Source organism: Corallococcus praedator (genome assembly GCF_003612125.1).
GTDB classification, from domain to species: Bacteria; Myxococcota; Myxococcia; order Myxococcales; family Myxococcaceae; genus Corallococcus; species Corallococcus praedator.
The window spans coordinates 1-16991 of record NZ_RAWI01000053.1 but is presented as its reverse complement, the minus strand read 5'-3'; the positions used below and the strand labels follow the sequence as shown (position 1 = coordinate 16991).

Annotated in this window: 9 protein-coding genes; 4 read left to right on the top strand and 5 right to left on the bottom strand. The window is 68.0% G+C overall.

Annotated elements, in window-relative coordinates; genetic code table 11:
- Positions 1–49 precede the first annotated feature (49 nt).
- Positions 50–820, top strand: a complete 771-nt coding sequence (locus D7Y13_RS09835; RefSeq protein WP_120532566.1) for a class I SAM-dependent methyltransferase — start codon at positions 50–52, stop codon at positions 818–820.
- Here the strand turns inward: D7Y13_RS09835 and D7Y13_RS09830 are convergent.
- Positions 801–1028, bottom strand: a complete 228-nt coding sequence (locus D7Y13_RS09830) for a hypothetical protein (RefSeq protein WP_120532565.1) — start codon at positions 1026–1028, stop codon at positions 801–803. The genes D7Y13_RS09835 and D7Y13_RS09830 overlap by 20 nt on opposite strands.
- A gap of 297 nt (positions 1029–1325) precedes the next feature.
- Between D7Y13_RS09830 and D7Y13_RS09825 the strand changes: the two genes are divergently transcribed.
- Positions 1326–1847 carry a hypothetical protein gene (locus tag D7Y13_RS09825; RefSeq protein ID WP_120584826.1) on the top strand — a complete coding sequence of 174 codons (522 nt, stop codon included), beginning with the start codon at positions 1326–1328 and terminating at the stop codon, positions 1845–1847.
- A gap of 4 nt (positions 1848–1851) precedes the next feature.
- Here the strand turns inward: D7Y13_RS09825 and D7Y13_RS09820 are convergent, their stop codons facing one another.
- Entirely contained in the window at positions 1852–2901 is a 1050-nt protein-coding gene (locus D7Y13_RS09820) for a hypothetical protein (protein ID WP_199732866.1), read from the bottom strand.
- Between the two features lie 254 nt (positions 2902–3155).
- Between D7Y13_RS09820 and D7Y13_RS09815 the strand changes: the two genes are divergently transcribed.
- A complete protein-coding gene (locus D7Y13_RS09815; RefSeq protein WP_120532550.1) occupies positions 3156–3530 on the top strand; it encodes an Mpo1-like protein in 375 nt (124 codons plus the stop codon).
- A 146-nt stretch (positions 3531–3676) separates the two neighbouring features.
- On the opposite strand, the gene D7Y13_RS09810 is transcribed toward D7Y13_RS09815, so the two are convergent.
- On the bottom strand, positions 3677–6181 hold the full coding sequence (locus tag D7Y13_RS09810) for an AAA family ATPase (RefSeq protein WP_120584828.1): 2505 nt from the start codon (positions 6179–6181) through the stop codon (positions 3677–3679).
- Positions 6182–6558: 377 nt separating this feature from the next.
- Between D7Y13_RS09810 and D7Y13_RS09805 the strand changes: the two genes are divergently transcribed.
- Positions 6559–13878: a right-handed parallel beta-helix repeat-containing protein gene (locus tag D7Y13_RS09805; RefSeq protein WP_147444407.1), complete on the top strand. Its 7320-nt coding sequence runs from the start codon at positions 6559–6561 to the stop codon at positions 13876–13878.
- A 12-nt stretch (positions 13879–13890) separates the two neighbouring features.
- Here D7Y13_RS09805 and D7Y13_RS48650 read toward each other — a convergent pair whose 3' ends face one another.
- The gene (locus D7Y13_RS48650; protein ID WP_120532547.1) at positions 13891–16206 is read right to left on the bottom strand and encodes a M20/M25/M40 family metallo-hydrolase; all 2316 of its coding nucleotides are present in this window, start codon (positions 16204–16206) and stop codon (positions 13891–13893) included.
- Between the two features lie 107 nt (positions 16207–16313).
- Positions 16314–16970, bottom strand: a complete 657-nt coding sequence (gene msrA / locus D7Y13_RS09795; RefSeq protein ID WP_120532546.1) for a peptide-methionine (S)-S-oxide reductase MsrA — start codon at positions 16968–16970, stop codon at positions 16314–16316.
- Between the last annotated feature and the right edge of the window lie 21 nt (positions 16971–16991).

Below are 16991 nucleotides of genomic sequence, written 5' to 3'. Positions count from 1 at the left end.
CGTCCGAGGGCGTGACGGCAGGTGGGAGGGTGTTAAGGAGGAGGCCGTCATGCCTGACAGCGTCCTGGACTTCTACGAAGGGCTGGCCGAGGAGTACCACCTGCTCTTCGCGGACTGGGAGCAGTCGGTGGAGCGGCAGGGCGCGGTGCTGGACGCACTCCTGCGCCGTTCAGGCGCGCCGCCTCCGCGCCGGGTGTTGGACTGCGCGTGCGGCATCGGCACGCAGGCGCTGGGGCTTGCGGCGCGAGGCTTCGGGGTGCACGCCACGGACCTGAGTCCGTCCGCGGTGGCCCGCGCGGAGCGGGAAGCGCGCGCCATGCACGTGAGCATCACCACGGGCGTGGCGGACATGCGGATGCTGGACTGGCAGGTGCCGGACACGTTCGACGTGGTGATGGCGTGCGACAACGCGCTCGCGCACCTGCTGGAGGACTCGGACCTGCAGGACGCGGCGAACGCGATGGCGTCACGCCTGGTGCCCGGTGGACTGCTGGTGGCGAGCCTGCGGGACAACGCCGCGCTGCTGGAGAAGCGGCCGCGCTTCACGGCGGAGCGCGTGCTGGACACGCCGCTGGGCCGCCGCGTCCTCTTCCAGGTCTGGGATTGGGCGGTGGACGACCGGCAGTACACGGTGCGCCAGTTCATCCTGCGCCAGGAGTCCGGCATCTGGCACACCACCGAGCACACCGGCATCTACCGGCTGCTGGAGCGTCTGGAATTGGAGCGCGCGCTCACGCAGGCGGGGCTGGTGGATCCGCGCTGGTACTCGCCGGAGGAGAGCGGCTTCTACCAGCCGCTCATCACCGTTCGGAAACCCTGAGCCACCAGGACTCCAGCTCCAGGCGCACGAAGGGCAGGGCGTGGTGGCGCACGGTGGCGGCGGCCTTGAACAGCACCTGGGCCTGTCGCGCCCGGGTGCGCAGCGTGTCGAGCGACACGGGGAGTCGCGTCGGGTGCAGCGGTCCCACCCAGACCAGCGCCACCAGGAGCTGGAGCGCCACCAGCCACCCCAGTGTGTCCCGCAGCACCGGGAGCCACCGCTGTCCGTCACGCTCTGTCCATCCGCTCGGCGTTCTGTCCACGGCACCCTCTTGGCGACAGTTGTAGTCACGAAGGGATATGCCATGACTACAGTAGTAGTCAAGACGATGGGTGGGGCTTGCGCGGGGCAAGGGTCCAGACGTCTTCCTCCGGGCAAGAGACGTTTCGTGGGCGAACGGGCTGTGGACGCAGGACGGATCCGCGTCCACCCGGCCTGCGGGGCTCCAGCGGCGGACGGGTGCATGGCTTGCTGCCGGGGCGGCGACTCGAAGAGACTCGCCGCCATGGCGAAACCCCTGGATGGAGGCAGCAGGCTCGTCCTGTGGATCGTGATCCTCTTCTGCGGCGGGATGGGTTCGCTCCTCCTTTCGATTTCCGTGGGGCAGCTGCGGGACACGCACTCCTTCCTCAAGCACGCCGTCAAGGTGGAGGCGATCTGCAGTGCGTCGGTGGCGAGTTACTGCGTGCAGGAGATCCGGAGTCGTTCGGGGGGCGTCACCCGCATCCAGAAGTACGACTGCTATACGCCCGAGGTGCGCTACGTCCTTCATGGACAGACCTTCACGCGCAAGATGCACGACATGAAATCCCCCGACCGCATCGAGGTGGGGGCGCCGGTGGCCCTGCGGGTGCACGACAGGGGATACCGGCACGACGTGCGGCCCGTGTCCGGGTTCATGGACCTGTGGGGCTTTTCATTGATCTGGCTGGCCCTCGCCCTGGCCATGCTCCTGGTGGCCGTCCTCGGCGTGGGGAGCGAGCTGCGAAGGGCCTTCACGGCGCTGCGGACGCCTTCACCGGGGTGAGGGGTCAGGCGCGCTTCACGTCCGCGGGGGCGTTGGGATGGCGCGCGAGCATCGCGCGGAGCTGTGGCTGACGGCGCACCAGCTCCTGCTTGAGCAGGTGCGCGATGAGCACGGGCGGCGCGGCGCTCCAGCGCGCCAGGTTCTGCACGAGCAGCGGTGAGCGGTACGTGCGGCCGCACAGCAGCGACGCCGTCTTGCCGTCCACCGGCATCCCCACGAGCGCCCCCAGCGCGCGGCCCTCCGTGTTGAGGATGAGCTCCACCTTCTCCTCGGAGGGGCCGGTGGCGAAGCGCTGGCGCAAGAGTTCGCGCGCGGTGCGGCGGGTGGACTCCGGCACGTCGCGGTCCACGGTGAGCTTGTGGTGTTCCATCAGCCGGCGCAGCGCCCACATGCGGCGGAAGAGGGCCGCCGGAAGCTGCGGGTTGCGCACGAGGAAGCGGCGCACGCCGGTGTCCGCCGCGAAGGCGGCTCGGGCCACCAGCGCTTCCAGGCCCACGGGGTTGCGGTGGTGCCGGGCGATGAGGCGCGCGTGCGCGAGGCCCACGCGCGGGTTCTCCAGGGCGGCCTTGATGACGGCGGGCACCGGGTCGAAACACAGCGCGGACAGCTCCGGGTCCGCCGCACCGTGCGCCATCGCGACCCGCTGGTCCTCGGGCAGCGCGTGCAGGCGCGTCTCGAAGAGCTTGCGGTAGTTGCCCAGCACGGCCTCGGGGACTTCTTCCTCGGGCGCGGCTTCGTCGTCACCGGCATCGGAGGCTTCCGCGTCCGGAAGCGGCTCCGTGTCGTGGACGTCCAGCGAAGGCTCGGGAGCAGGCTCCTGGCGCACGGTGTTCACGGGCGCCGCCACGGTGTCCGCGCCCGGCAACAGCGCGCCCTGTGCCACGAGCCGCGCGAGGATGTCCTGGAGCCGTTCCTGCGGCAGCCCCGTGAGCGCGGGCAGGTCCCGGGCCCGCGTGTGCCCGTCCAGGCGCGACAGCACGAAGCCCTCCTCCGCGTTCAGGGGAAGGCGCCGCAGGTCCACCGTGGGGTTCAGCTTGGGCGTCCAGTCGTTCATGCGCGGCCCCGAGTCTTTCACGACACGCGCACCCCGCGCTGCTCCGAGCCGGAGCCGGCCCCTTGGGCTGTCGACACCGGATTGTTCTGGAGCCGGCCGAAAACGACGGGCTGCGTCGAGGCCTGCCCGGCTGCCTTCCAGCCAACGGGTCCGCTCGGGTTGCCGGGACCCGAGGGCCGACCGGTGTCGGTGCGGGCATCCTGATTGCCGGTGTGGGTTGACGGGAGGCCAGGGTCTGGACACAACTTCACTTCATGTCCGACCGCATCCAGACCTATGCCGAGTTCTGGCCGTTCTACCTGCGCGAGCATTCGCTGCCGTCGACACGCTGGCTGCACTTCTCCGGGACCAGCCTGGGCGTGTGCCTGGGCGTGACGGCCGCCGTCACCGGGCGGGGGGCGCTGATTCCCGCCGCGCTGGTGGCCGCCTACGGCTTCGCGTGGTTCAGCCACTTCAAGATCGAGAACAACCGTCCGGCGAGCTTCAAGTACCCGCTCTGGTCGTTCATCTCCGACCTCCGCATGGCGGGGTTGATGGCCGTGGGCCAGCTCGCGCCGCACCTGGAGCGTGCCTGGGCGGGCCGTCAGGTTCCCGTCCCGGTGGCTTCGGCCCAGGCCGAGGTCCGGTAGTCCGGAGCGTCGTTTCAATTTTCGCCCGCGCAGCGCGGAATGGGGTTCGCGTGTCGAACCGGCATGCGCCCCCGGTGAGGGCTTTGCCCGGACTTCGATGGGCCGTGCCCTCGCGCCCTTCGCTCCAATGGAAGAATGATGCGAACTCAGTCTTCCTCGAAGGTGGGCTCTTGCTCCATTGGGATGGTGGTCAACCCAATCGCCTCCGGGGAGAATCCTTCCAATTCGTCTCTTCGAACGACTCCGATGACTTGTGCTGCGAAGTGGATGCGATCCGTCTTGCGGATCTCGAAATGACCGCGGTCGCCCCAGTTCGTGTCCGGGTTGTCCGCGGAGATATCTCCGCGCCATGCCCCGTCGGGGCGGGTGGAAATCCTGACGCGTTTCATGGTGTACGATTTTTGATCGATGTAATCGTTCGCAGCCAACACGTAGATGCCATCATTCTCAAGGAGGCTTGGAAGCGCGGCATTGAAGGGGATGTCGGTCGAGTGCACAGACTCCAGGAAGACTTTGTTGAGGAACTTGAGCGCGACGATGTCGTTGTCGTGCAGGGTGTCCGCCATGGATGAGCCCGTGACGATGGCGAATGCATCGATTTTCGTCCCTTCCAGTTGCTGAAAGGGTGAATCGGAGTCTGGACGTATCGCGAAATTCGGCCCTGCGGCGATGCGGAACAGTTGTTCCACGCGCTGTGCAGACTGGATGACCTGGGACGGAACCTTGAACTCCTTGAGTTTTCCCCGGAGATTTCGACGGCTGGGCCTTTGGACTTGCGGAGCGGTCGTGTTCTCAGTGGTTGGAGGCACGGCGTCCGGCTTCAGGTCCGAGACAGATTTCCCGAGTGCGAATTCGAAGAATTCGATGAGTCGCGCATTGAGTTGAGGAGCCTCATTGATGGTCTTCGTGGCGAGCCAGGGCTTGTCGCTCCGCCAGGATTTGCCGAAGATGAACTGCTCGAAGTTCGGGTCGTGCGGCAGGCTCTTGTCATTTTCCGACAAGAGGTTCTCGATCTGGGAGTTGGCCTGGTTGGCCTGGGCTCCCGCGTCCAGGTCGTAGATGACGCGATAGTTGATGTCGAAAGCGCTGAGCACCTTCTGGAAGGCAGGGATGGTCCATTTGCCACGGCAGTTGATGAGGGTGACCGTGCGTCTGGCCATGAGGTATTTGGACCAGCTGATATTCCCTTCCTTTTCGAGCCGTCTGGCGACCGCTTCGACTGCGGCGATTTCACAGTCTCCTTCGACAAGGCAGACCTGTTCCGAGAAAAATGCTTCGTTGACGGCGGGATCGAAGCTCAGAAGCATTCGGAGCCGCGCCCGCTGCTCCTTGTCGGTGGCGGTCTGGTCGAACACGTCACGGGTTCGTTGTTTGGCGACCGGAGCCGCCGCCTTCTTCCTCAAGATGACAATGCCGTCGTGACGGTCGGCGAGGTCCAGGAAGACCGGGGAGTGCGTTGTGCAGATGACCTGACCGATGCCGCTTCGGGAGATTTTCAGCAGCGTGTCGCGCATCCTTCGGCACATGGCAGGGTGCAAATAGATTTCCGGCTCTTCGATCAGGAACAACATGGGGTGCTGCTCACGTGCAGTGCTTTTCCTGAGCTGTTCGGCGTACATCTGGAGAAGCGCCAGCACGATGGAGCGTTGTGCTCCGTGGCCTTGATTGTCCGGTGTCGTGGACAGGCCCCCATCCAGGACCCTGAACTCGGTGCTGCTCGCGAGATCCGACATCACATCGGGAGCGCTGAACTTGAGCTCAGCGCCAATGTTGATGAGTTCCTTGAACTTCGCTGTGATCTGCTCCTCGATGGAGGTCACGATCCGGTGTTTTCCCTCCGTAGCGAAAAGATCCTGGAGTTCTATTGCTGCGGCTCTGAACCGGATGACCCTCTCGTGGCTTGCGAGTTGCTGCTCAAAGAGGGAGTTCACGATTTTGCGAATCGAGGATTGTTTCATGCCCACGTCTGCTTCTTCGCTGGTTTCACGAAGCGCTGGAACGTAGATGATGCTGGGCAGGATGGCTTCGAGATGCGATGCGCTGCTTCCCGGGTGGGCTGCCCACGGTTCTTGCGGATGGGTCTCAAGCAGGGGTGAGTTGAGCTGCCTCGCCGCCTTGATGAGCACGCCAATTGGCGGTCTAGGGGTAGAATTCTCCTGGGCGACGAGTTCGGCGATGGGCTTCCATCGCTCGTCTGCTTCAAGAAGGGTTTTGAGGGTCTTCTTGCCAGTCCACCCCGTGAGATGATCCGTGGGTGGGCGGTTGGGGTTGTATGATGAGTTCTCAGAGGCAGTTCCAACCGTTCTCCAGCTCCGCTTGAGTCGATACTTTTCCCGCCCGTCTTCCATGAAGATGTTTTCCTGGAGAACGGGTGAAGCGCGGTCGCTCTCATTGAACTGGTCGAAATCCAGTTCAATCTCAATAGGACCATTGCTTGGTTCGTTGCCCGGAAACTGCACCTGCGCTGATTTCGACGTGGCGGTACATGCGAAGCGGATGGCTTCGAGGACGGATGATTTTCCTGCGTTGTTCTCCCCGACAATGGAAAGGAAGTCGGCAGAGCCCTGTCGATGCTCATCCTTCTGGGGGATTCGCAGTTCGATCATCTTGATGGACTTGAAGTTCTTGATGACCACCCGGTCCAGTCTCATGGAGTTGCCCTTTGGTATTGCGGAGAGCCTGAGCTCCCTTGCGAGGGCTCCAGGTGCTTGGCCGTGCGGACGACGTCTGCCCGTGACCTTCTCTGCAATGCCAGAGGTTACCCATGGCCTCCGAGGAGGCCATACCCCATGAGGGGGATGGCGGGATGGAGGCGTACAACCTGCTGGAGCAAGAGGACAAGGTCGCGGCCGTCCTCAGGCCGCCATCAGTACCGCTTGGGGCGTGCCATCCTGGCCCACTCGGAATTGCCCGCGCGGCCCGCTGGGGTGGCCCCTGCACTGGCTCCGATTGAACAGGCGGCGTGGTACCTTGCGGCATCGACTCTTCGTCACTCTCCCGCCTGGGGGAGCGCGCAAAAGGACCGGCCTTGTCGCCAGTTCGTCTCCTGATCCTCTTCCTCTTCGCTGTGCTTCTTCCCTCCGCTGCACGCGCCACCAACGTGTCCGGGCCGCTCTCCGTCGACACGACGTGGACGAGCGCGGGCAACCCCTGGGTGATCACGGGGGACGTGACCATCATTTCCGGCCGGACGCTGACGATCCAGCCCGGGGTCCAGGTCACCTTCGCCGCGAGTGATAGCTCGGGCTCGGGCGCGGATGCGTCCCGGACCGAGCTGATCGTCAACGGCACGCTGAGCGTCCAGGGCTCCAGCACCTCACCCGTCACCCTCACCGCCACGGGCGCCTACGGCGTGCGCGTCCTGGGCACCGGCTCCGCCTTCTTCGACTCCACCACGATCAACGCCGGGCGCTTCGGCGTGGTCAGCGCCGGCTGGACCACCCTTCGCTCCTCCACCATCCAGGGCGCCGCCACCCAGTGTCTGCTCGTGAGTTCAGGCACCCTGTCCTTCGAGACGGGCACCCTGCGCAACTGCGCTCAGGCGCTGGTCGCCAACGGCGGCACCACGTCCCTGCGCGACAGCCTGGTGCACGCCAGCGGTGCCACCAACCAGTTTGCCCTCGACGTGTTCGCCTCGGCCCAACTGGTCCACAACACCTTCACGGGCAACCTCCACGGCGCCCTCCGCATCAACATCTTCTCGGGGACCGTCAACGTCTCCGACAACATCATCACCTCCAACACCTACCATGGCGTCTACTTCGCCAACGCCCTCAACCCCACGCGCACGGTCCAGTACAACAACGTCTGGGGCCACAGCACCTACGACTACAGCCCCGCGACCGTCACTCCAGGTCCTGGCAGCATCTCCGCCAACCCGCTCTTCGTCGGCGCGCCTGACTTCCGCCTCACCGAATACTCTCCGGCACGTTTCGCCGCTTCGGATGGTGGCGACCTGGGGGCCTTCGCCCATGCGGGCCATCCCAGCCCCACGCTTCAGGGCGTCCTCTTCTCCAACAAGACGCTCTCCGGTGCCAACACGCTGGCGGGTGACCTGACCGTTCGCCCCGGTGTCACCCTCACCCTGGCACCCGGCGCTTCGCTCACCTTCGCCACCACGGATGGCCTTGGCTCGGGGATCGACAAGGGCAAGACCGAGCTGATTGTCGACGGCACCCTCGTCGCCCAGGGCACCCCAGAGGCTCCGGTCACCCTCACCGCCACCGGCGCCTATGGCGTGCGCGTGCTGAGCGGCTCCGCCACCTTCGATTCCACCACCCTCCAGGCCGGCCTCTACGGCGTCGTCAGCAACGGCTCCTCCACCTTCACCCGCTCCACCCTTCAAGGGGCTTCCAGCACCTGCTTGATTGTCACGGGAGGCGCCACCTCCTTCAGCCACGGCACCCTGCAGAACTGCGCTCAAGCCCTCATCACCAGCGGCGGCACCACGGAGCTTCGCTACAGCCTGGTTCGCACCAGCGGCTCAAGCGCCTTGTCCCAGTACGCCATCTACCTGCAAGGCTCGGCCCGGCTCGTCCACAACACCCTCACGGGCAACCCGTTCGGCGGCGTCCAGCTCGCCAGCTTCGCGGGAACCGCCGAACTCTCCGACAACGTCATTGCCTCCAACGGCCTCTACGGCATCACCGCGGTAGGCTCCACGTTCCCCACTCGCACCGTCCAGTACAACGACGTCTGGGGCCACAGCACCCGTGACGTCAGCACCAACATCACACTGGGCCCCGGCGGCATCTCCGCCAACCCGCTCTTCGTCAGCGCCTCGGACTTCCATCCCACGGAGAACTCTCCGGCCCGTCTGGCCGCCTCGGATGGTACCGACATGGGCGCCTTCGCCTACGCGGGGGCCCCCACGCCTTCACTCCAGGGCGTCCTCGTCTCCGACAGGCTCCTGACTGGCGCCAACACCCTCGCGGGCGATTTGACCGTCCGCCCGGGCGTCACGCTCACGCTGGCGCCAGGGGCCTCGCTCACCTTCGCCGCCACCGACGGCCTGCGCTCCGGTGTGGACACCGCGAAGGTCGAACTCATCGTCGACGGCACCTTCGCCGCCCAAGGCACCCCAGAGGCTCCGGTCACCCTCACCGCCACGGGCGCCTACGGCGTGCGCGTCCAGGGCTCCGCCACCTTCGACTCCGCGACCCTCAACGCCGGTCTCTACGGCGTCGTCAGCTCCGGCGCCTCCGTCATCGAACGCACCACCGTCCAGGGTGCCTCCACCGAGTGTCTGCGCGTCACGGGCGGCGCCACCCACTTCAGCCATGGCACCCTGAGGAACTGCACGCAGGCGCTCGCCGCCACGGGCGGCACCACCACGCTCGGCTACAGCCTGGTGCACGCGAGCGGCTCCAGTGCGGGGTCCAAGCACGCCATCGCCCTGAGTGCCTCGGCCGCCCTGGTTCACAACACCCTCACCGGCAACAGCTTCGGCGCTGTCCAGGTCGCCAGCTTCGCGGGCACCGTCGAGGTCTACGACAACCTCGTGGTGTCCAATGGCAGCCAAGGCATCAGCTTCGCCAACACCACCACCCCCACGCGCTCCGTCCACCACAACGACGTCTGGGATCACACCACCAACTACTCCACCGCCTCCACCATCACCCCGGGCCCCGGCAGCATCTCCGCCAACCCGCTCTTCGTCAGCGCCTCGGACTTCCATCCCACGGAGAACTCTCCGGCCCGTCTGGCCGCCTCGGATGGCACCGACATGGGCGCCTTCGCCTACGCGGGGGCCCCCACGCCTTCACTCCAGGGCGTCCTCGTCTCCGACAGGCTCCTGACTGGCGCCAACACCCTCGCGGGCGATTTGACCGTCCGCCCGGGCGTCACGCTCACGCTGGCGCCAGGGGCCTCGCTCACCTTCGCCGCCACCGACGGCCTGCGCTCCGGTGTGGACACCGCGAAGGTCGAGCTCATCGTCGACGGCACCTTCGCCGCCCAAGGCACCCCAGAGGCTCCGGTCACCCTCACCGCCACGGGCGCCTACGGCGTGCGCGTCCAGGGCTCCGCCACCTTCGACTCCGCGACCCTCAACGCCGGTCTCTACGGCGTCGTCAGCTCCGGCGCCTCCGTCATCGAGCGCACCACCGTCCAGGGTGCCTCCACCGAGTGTCTGCGCGTCACGGGCGGCACCACCCGCTTCAGCCAGGGCACCCTGCGCAGTTGCCTCCAGGCCCTCGTCACCACCGGCGGTACCACCGAGCTCCACTCCAGCCTGGTGCACGCGAGCGGCGCCGAATCCGGCTCCCGGTACGCCATGGTCCTGGGCGCTCCGGCCACCCTGGTTCACAACACGGTGACCGGCAACGCCTACGGCGGCATCTCCATCAAGAGCTTCACCGGCACCGTCGACCTCCATGACAACATCGTCGCACTCAACAGTCGCTTCGGCGTCTTCCTCGAGAACACCAACACGCCCACGCGCGTCTTCCACCACAACAACACCTGGGGTCACTCCATCAGTGACTTCGGCTCCTCAGACCTGGGGCCCGGCGGTATCTCCGCCAACCCGCTCCTCGTCAGTGCCTCGGACTTCCACCCCACGGAGAACTCTCCGGCCCGTCTGGCCGCCTCGGATGGCACCGACATGGGCGCCTTCGCCTACGCGGGGGCCCCCACGCCGTCGCTCCAGGGCGTCCTCTTCTCCGACAGGCTCCTGACTGGCGCCAACACCCTCGCGGGCGATCTGACCGTCCGCCCGGGCGTCACGCTCACCCTGGCGCCAGGGGCCTCGCTCACCTTCGCCGCCACCGACGGCCTGCGCTCGGGCGTGGACCGCGCGAGGGTCGAGCTCATCGTCGACGGCACCTTCGCCGCCCAGGGGACCCAGGACGCGCCGGTCACCCTCACCGCCACGGGCGCCTACGGCGTGCGTGTCCAGGGCTCCGCCACCCTCGACTTCACCACCCTCCACGCCGGCCTCTACGGCGCTGCCAGTACCGGTGCCACCACCTTCCGCAACTCCACCCTCCAAGGGGCCTCCACCCAGTGCCTGTTGGTCACGGGCGGCACCACCCGCTTCATCCAGGGCACCTTGCAGAACTGCCGCCAGGCGATCTGGACCACGAGCGGCACCATCGAGCTTCGCTACAGCCTGGTTCGCAGCAGCGGCGCACCGGGGAACGGCGTCTACGCCATGGAAGTGAGAGGGGGAGGTTCAGCCCACGTCGTCCACAACACGATCGTCGACAACCTCTACGAAGCCCTCAACGTCCGCGACGACGCCGGCTCCATCAGCATCTACGACAACATCATCACCTCCAGCGGTCATCGGCCCTTCTACTCCGCCATCACCCCTCCCGGCGCCATCCACCACAACGACGTGTGGAGCAACGGCGTCGTCTGGGCCCCCAGTGCCCCCTTGGGGCTCGGGGGGATCTCCGCCAATCCGCTCTTCGTGAGCGCTTCGGACTTCCGCCTCACCGCGTACTCGCCGGCCCGCCTGGCCGCGTCGGATGGCACCGACATGGGCGCCTTCCCCTATGCGGGCCACCCCAGCCCCGGCCTCCTGGGAGCCCTCGTCTCGGACCTGACCCTCACCGGCGCCAACACCCTCGCGGGCGATCTGACCGTCCGCCCGGGTGTCACCCTCACGCTGGCGCCAGGGGCCTCGCTCACCTTCGCGGCCACCGACGCGCTCGGGGCCGGCACGGACACGAAGAAGATCGAACTCTTCATCGACGGACACCTGGAAGCCCAGGGCACTTCCGCCTCCCCCGTCACCCTCACCGCCACCGGCGCCCGCGGCGTGTACGTCCGGGGCTCCGCCACCTTCGACTTCGCCACCCTCAACGCGGGCATCGTCGGCGTCCACAGTACGGGGGAGTCGACCTTCCACCGCACCACCATCCAGGGTGACACCGCGCAGTGCCTGGTCGTCTATGGCGGGACCACGACCTTCAGCCATGGCACCCTGCGCAACTGCGCTCAAGCCCTCCAGTCTGTCTTCAACACCATCACCCGGCTCGAGCACAGTCTGGTGCGAGCCAACGGTCTTCCCGCCCCGACCACCTACGCCATCGCGCTGGGCGGCCAGTCCTCCCTGCTCCACAACACCATCACGGGCAACGGGATGGGCGTCAACGTGTATCCCTTCAACGGAGACGTCACCCTCTCCGACAACATCATCACCTCCAACGGCGAGTATGGCCTTGTCTTCTCGCATCCGAGCGGCCCCAACCGCTCCGTCATCCACAACAACGTCTGGGGCCACGGCACCGCCAATTACCTCAACGTCACGCCCGGTCCCGGCAGCCTCTCCGCCGACCCGCTTTTCGTGGGAGCTACCGACTTCTCGCTTCAGGCCACGTCGCCGTGCCGCAACGCCGCCTCCGATGGCTCGGACATGGGAGCCTTCCCGTATGTCCGGCCGCTGGCGGCGTATGTCGTCGTGACGCCCTCGGCGCCCTCCCTGGTCGTCCAGGGCACGCAAGCCTTCACCGCGATGGCCTATGACGCCTCCAACCACCCGCTGCCCGATGCGGCGATCACCTGGTCCGCTCACGGCGCGGCGGGCACCATCGACGCGAGCGGCCTGTTCACGGCGAGCTGCACGGCGGGCACCCATCCGGGTGCGGTCACCGCGACGGTGGATGGCCAGTCCGCGTCCGCGACGGTGACGCTCACCCCGGGCCCGGCGGCGATGGTCATGCTCGCTCCGGCGACGACGACCCTGTCCGTCAACGACACACAGCAGTTCACCGCCAATGTCCGGGATGGCTGCGACAACCCGCTGCCCCTGGCGCCGGTCTCCTGGCTCGTGACCGACGGCGGTGGGGACATCGGTCCGGACGGCGTGTTCACGGCGGGCACCGTCGCGGGAACCTTCACCCAGACGATCACGGCCCTGAGCGGTGCGCTGTCCGCGACAGCGAGCGTCACGGTGAACCCAGGACCGACCCAGACCGTGCAGGTGACCCCTGCGTCCACGGCCCTGCGGGTGCGTGGGGCTCAGCGGTTCACCGCCACCGCGACCGATTCCTGGGGCAATACCGTGCCCGGAACAACGGCCTGGTCGGTCGGCTCGACGGCCGTGGGCAGCATCGACGCCGAAGGCCTGTTCACGGCCAGCGGCAGGGCGGGCGCATACCCTGGCGCGGTGACGGCGCGGTTCGACGCCATGAGCGGCTCCGCCGATGTGACGCTCGCCCCCGGTGACGTGACGCGAATCGTGGTGACTCCCGCGCTCGCCCAACTGGGACCTCGCAACGAGCAGCCGTTCAGCGCGAAGGGAGAGGACGCCGAGGGCAATGAGGTCTCCATCGCGCCCGTCTGGTCGGTCCTGCGCGGCGCCGGTAGCATCACCCCGGAGGGCCGCTTCACCGCGACCTCCGTGCCTGGCACCTACCCGGCGAGTGTCCTCGCCACGGCCCACGGCCTCGCGGGCTCGGGCTCGGTCGTCGTGGCGCCAGGCGCCCTTCACCGCGTGGTCATCTCACCCCAGAACCCGACGGTGGTCATCCAGGGGAGAATCACCTTCAGCGCGAAGGCTTATGACGCGTTCGACAACGAGCTTCCGCTCACTGCCACCTGGGAGGCTGTCAACGGCGGCGGCACCCTCGACGCATCGGGGGTCTTCACCGCTGGCCTCCACAGCGGAACGTTCTCCAACACCGTCCGGGTCACGGCCGACGGTCAGAGTGCCAGCACCTCCGTCACCGTCTCCACCGACTCCGACGACGATGGCATGGCCGACGAGTGGGAGCTTGCCCATGGGTTCGACCCGAACTCACCGGGTGACGCCTCGCTCGACGCGGACGACGACGCGCTCTCCAATGTCGCCGAGTTCGAGGCGGGCTCCGACCCCCACGACGCCGACACGGATGATGATGGCGTGCTCGATGGTCACGAGCTGGCTCCCACGGAGGACTCGGACGGTGACGGCCTGCCGAACGTGCGGGACCCGGACAGTGACGATGATGGGCTCTTCGATGGGACGGAGATGGCCGTCTCCTCGCCGCATGTGGGGACCGACGTCTCGAAGGAACAGTTCGTGGCGGACGCGGATCCGAGCACCCGCACGGATCCGCTCAACGCGGACACGGACGGGGACGGGCGCAAGGACGGCGAAGAGGACGCCAACCACGATGGCCGGCTCGATTCGAGCGAGACGGACCCGAACACGCCTGACACGTTCTGCGGCGCGCCCTCCGAGTGTGGCGACGGCGAGGTGTGCCAGGAGGGGGTCTGCGTGGACGCTCCTCCGGTTCCCGATGAAGTCATCGGCGAGGGCTGGGGCTGCGGTGGCTCAGGAACGAGCGCCTCGGTGATGAGCCTGCTGCTCCTCTCGCTCCTCGGGCTCGCGAATCCCCGGCGCAAGGGGAAGCGCTGACGCGTCCCTGCCTCAGTATTCGACCGCGATGCTCACCAGGGTCTCGTCCGTGACGCCGAAGTAGAAGGGCACGGGGATGGTGCCGGCCGGGCGCTGGTCGCCGGGCGCGCCGGGGGCTTCGGAGAGGTCGAAGCGGAGGTCCGTCACGCGCAGCGGCACGCGGGTGCCCTCGGGGACGGAGAACTCCAGGAGGATGCCTTCGGGCGGCGCGTCCCAGTACACCAGGGCCGTGCCCGTCTCACGATCGCGCGTGCGAGCGATGGCCTCCGGCTCCAGTCGGTGGCCGGCGATGGACAGGCCTCGCAGGGGCATGTGCGGGCCAAGCTGGATCTGGAGCTGGGTCGCCTGCCGGCGCGACGTCACCCGAAGCGCAAGCTGGCGCAGTCCGTCCCGGGTCTCGTCGCGCTCCACCCGCACTTCTGGCGCCGGCAGGGCCCGCATGGGCGCGGGAGCCACGCGGACGTCCTTGGGGAACAAGGGCAGGTAGTCGCCCATGCGGCGTGTCGTGGCCTCGCCGCCGAGGACCTGGGAGACCCAGGCGTCCGGCTCGTAGTCGCCGGAGAGCCAGTACGCCTCGTTGCTCGTGGCATCGACGACGTACGCGAGGCTGCTGGGGCGCGGGGTCTCCACGTCGAAGCGCTCCCGGACCACGCCCACGCCCAGCAGCACCACGGCCAGCGCGAAGGCTAGCGGCGCCACCGTCCGGCCCAGGCGCACGGGCTCCGCGACCGTCTGGGCCAGCAGCAGCGCCAGCCAGGGCGCGACCACCGCCGTCACCACCGCCACCAGGAAGAGCGTCAGGGCGACGTAGAAGTGGGGCACCTGCGGCACCCACAACAGCAGGCCGGGGATGGCGCTCGCGGCCAGCACCAGGCGCGTGCGCAAGGTCAGCGTCTCCCCCGGTTCGCGCCACCGCCACCCCAGGCCGAGCGCGCCGAAGACGACCGGCCAGGTGAACAGGTAGCTGAGTCCGCTCGCCACGAACGCGCTGACGAGTCCCAGCACCGTCCACGCGATGAGCGCGCCCGCCGCCAATTCCGCCCGCCGCACCTTGCGCAGGAAGAGGGCCTGGAAACCGGCCACCGTCGCGAGCGTCAGCGCCAGCAGCCCCACGATGAAGAGGCGGCCCTGGTAGGCGTCGCGCTGGGGCAGGGCACTCAAGCCCCCATCGATGCGCCGCACGAGCCACCACGCGGCTTGGATCACCGCCGCGCTCCCCGCCGTCGTCGCGAGCAGTGCGCCCACGCCCTTCAAGAGGCCGGTTGCTCGCAGCGCGCCCCGCCGCAGGCCCACGGCGATGGCGGCACCGCAGGCGAGGAGCGCCAGCAGCGCGAGGGGCACCGCCCAGGACGACGCATGGTGGACGAGGAAGGGCCCGACGTTGAAGTAGACGGCGCTCCCCATGGGGGCGGGCTCCAGCGGGTCCTGGCCCAGGTGGCGCGCGAGCGCGAGCATCATCTCGCCGTGATGCTGGAGGCTGTCCGGATCCAGGCGGGTGAGGTCGTCCAGGCGCGTGTGGTAGCGCATGAACCCGTCGATGAAGCCGAAGTTGAGGCCCGGCGTGCCCGCCTTCAGGAAGATGGAGAAGTCCGTCTCGTTGGGCAGCCGCCGGTAGGTCTCATCGAAGAGCGAGCTGGCCTGGACGGGGGCCCCCGAGCGCGCCAGCCGTTCGATGAGCCAGCGGCTGTCGGGACTCGGCTGGAACATCAGCGAGGGGCCGCGCGAGCCGCGGGCCTCGAAGTTGAGGACGACGGAGACCCGCTTCGCCAGCGGGTGCTGGAGCGTGAAGGCCCTGGCGCCCACGAGCCCCGTCTCCTCCGCGTCCATGAAGATGAAGAGGACGTCGTTGCGAAGCGGGGGACCGGTGCGCAGCGCGCGCAGCGTCTCGAGCATCGCCGCCACGCCAGCCCCGTCATCCGAGGCCCCGGGCGAGGTGGGGACGGAGTCGTAGTGGGCCACGATGGCGACGACCTTGCTTCCATCCACGCCCTTCAGATGGGCCAGGACGTTGTGGACCGTGGAGCCCGGGATGGTGCGGCCCGTGCCCAGCGTCGGGTTGATGGCGGAGGTCACCTGGACCTCCGGCGTCACCCCCGATTCGCGGAGGGTGCGCAGCAGGTACTCGCGCACGTCGCGGTGCGCCCGCGAGCCGACGGGGTGCGGGACCGCCGCGATGTGCTCCAGGTGCGCGCGGGCCCGCCCGGCGGAGAACACCTCCGCGGGCGCCGTGGCCGGCAGGGCCGTGGGCGCGGCGGCGAAGTGCAGGGCGAACGCGACGGTGAGCCCGACGAGGGCCACGGCCGACAGGGTGGCGAGGCGTGTGTTCAAGGGACCGCGACCCTACCGGGTTCCCTTGCTGCCCGCAGCGTGGGAGGGCGCGAACCCGATGACGGTGGATCCGCGCCGTGTCCCTGTCTCAAGCCGCGTGTTTCACGTCAGGCGCTGACGCCGACGCCAATCGGGCAGCTGACGCCCGTGCCCCCGACGCCGCAGTAGCCGCCCGGGTTCTTCTGCAGGTACTGCTGGTGGTAGTCCTCGGCGTAATAGAAGGCCGGCGCCGGCAGGATTTCCGTCGTGATGTCGCCCAGGCCCTTCGCGTTCAGCGCCGCCTGGAACGTGCGCTGCGTCTCCTCCGCGGCGCGCTTCTGGGCGTCGTTCGCGTAGTAGATGCCGGAGCGGTACTGGGTGCCCGCGTCGTTGCCCTGGCGCATGCCCTGCGTGGGGTCGTGGTTCTCCCAGAACACCTTCAGGAGCTGCGCGTAGGAGACCTTCTTCGGGTCGTACACCACGCGCACCACCTCGTTGTGGCCGGTGAGCCCCGAGCAGACCTCCTCGTACGTGGGGTTCGGCGTCAGCCCGCCCGCGTAGCCCACCGCCGTGGAGTACACCCCCGGCACCTGCCAGAACTTGCGCTCCACCCCCCAGAAACAGCCCATGCCGAAGACGGCCTCTTCAAAGCCCTCCGGCACCGGCCCCTTCAACGGGGTGCCCAGCACGGTGTGCTTCGGGGGAACCTGCATCTCCTGCGGACGGCCCGGCAGCGCCTCCTGGGGAGTGGGGAGCTTCAACTTCTTCGGGGACGTGAAGAACATGCTCTAGCTTTAGCCCCGGGC

Excerpts from the sequence above, each read along its gene's own strand:
- D7Y13_RS09835 (WP_120532566.1), top strand. The coding sequence starts at position 50 with ATGCCTGACAGCGTCCTGGACTTCTACGAAGGGCTGGCCGAGGAGTAC.
- D7Y13_RS09825 (WP_120584826.1), top strand. The coding sequence starts at position 1,326 with ATGGCGAAACCCCTGGATGGAGGCAGCAGGCTCGTCCTGTGGATCGTG.
- D7Y13_RS09820 (WP_199732866.1), bottom strand. The coding sequence starts at position 2,901 with ATGAACGACTGGACGCCCAAGCTGAACCCCACGGTGGACCTGCGGCGC.
- D7Y13_RS09815 (WP_120532550.1), top strand. The coding sequence starts at position 3,156 with ATGTCCGACCGCATCCAGACCTATGCCGAGTTCTGGCCGTTCTACCTG.
- D7Y13_RS09810 (WP_120584828.1), bottom strand. The coding sequence starts at position 6,181 with ATGAGACTGGACCGGGTGGTCATCAAGAACTTCAAGTCCATCAAGATG.
- msrA (WP_120532546.1), bottom strand. The coding sequence starts at position 16,970 with ATGTTCTTCACGTCCCCGAAGAAGTTGAAGCTCCCCACTCCCCAGGAG.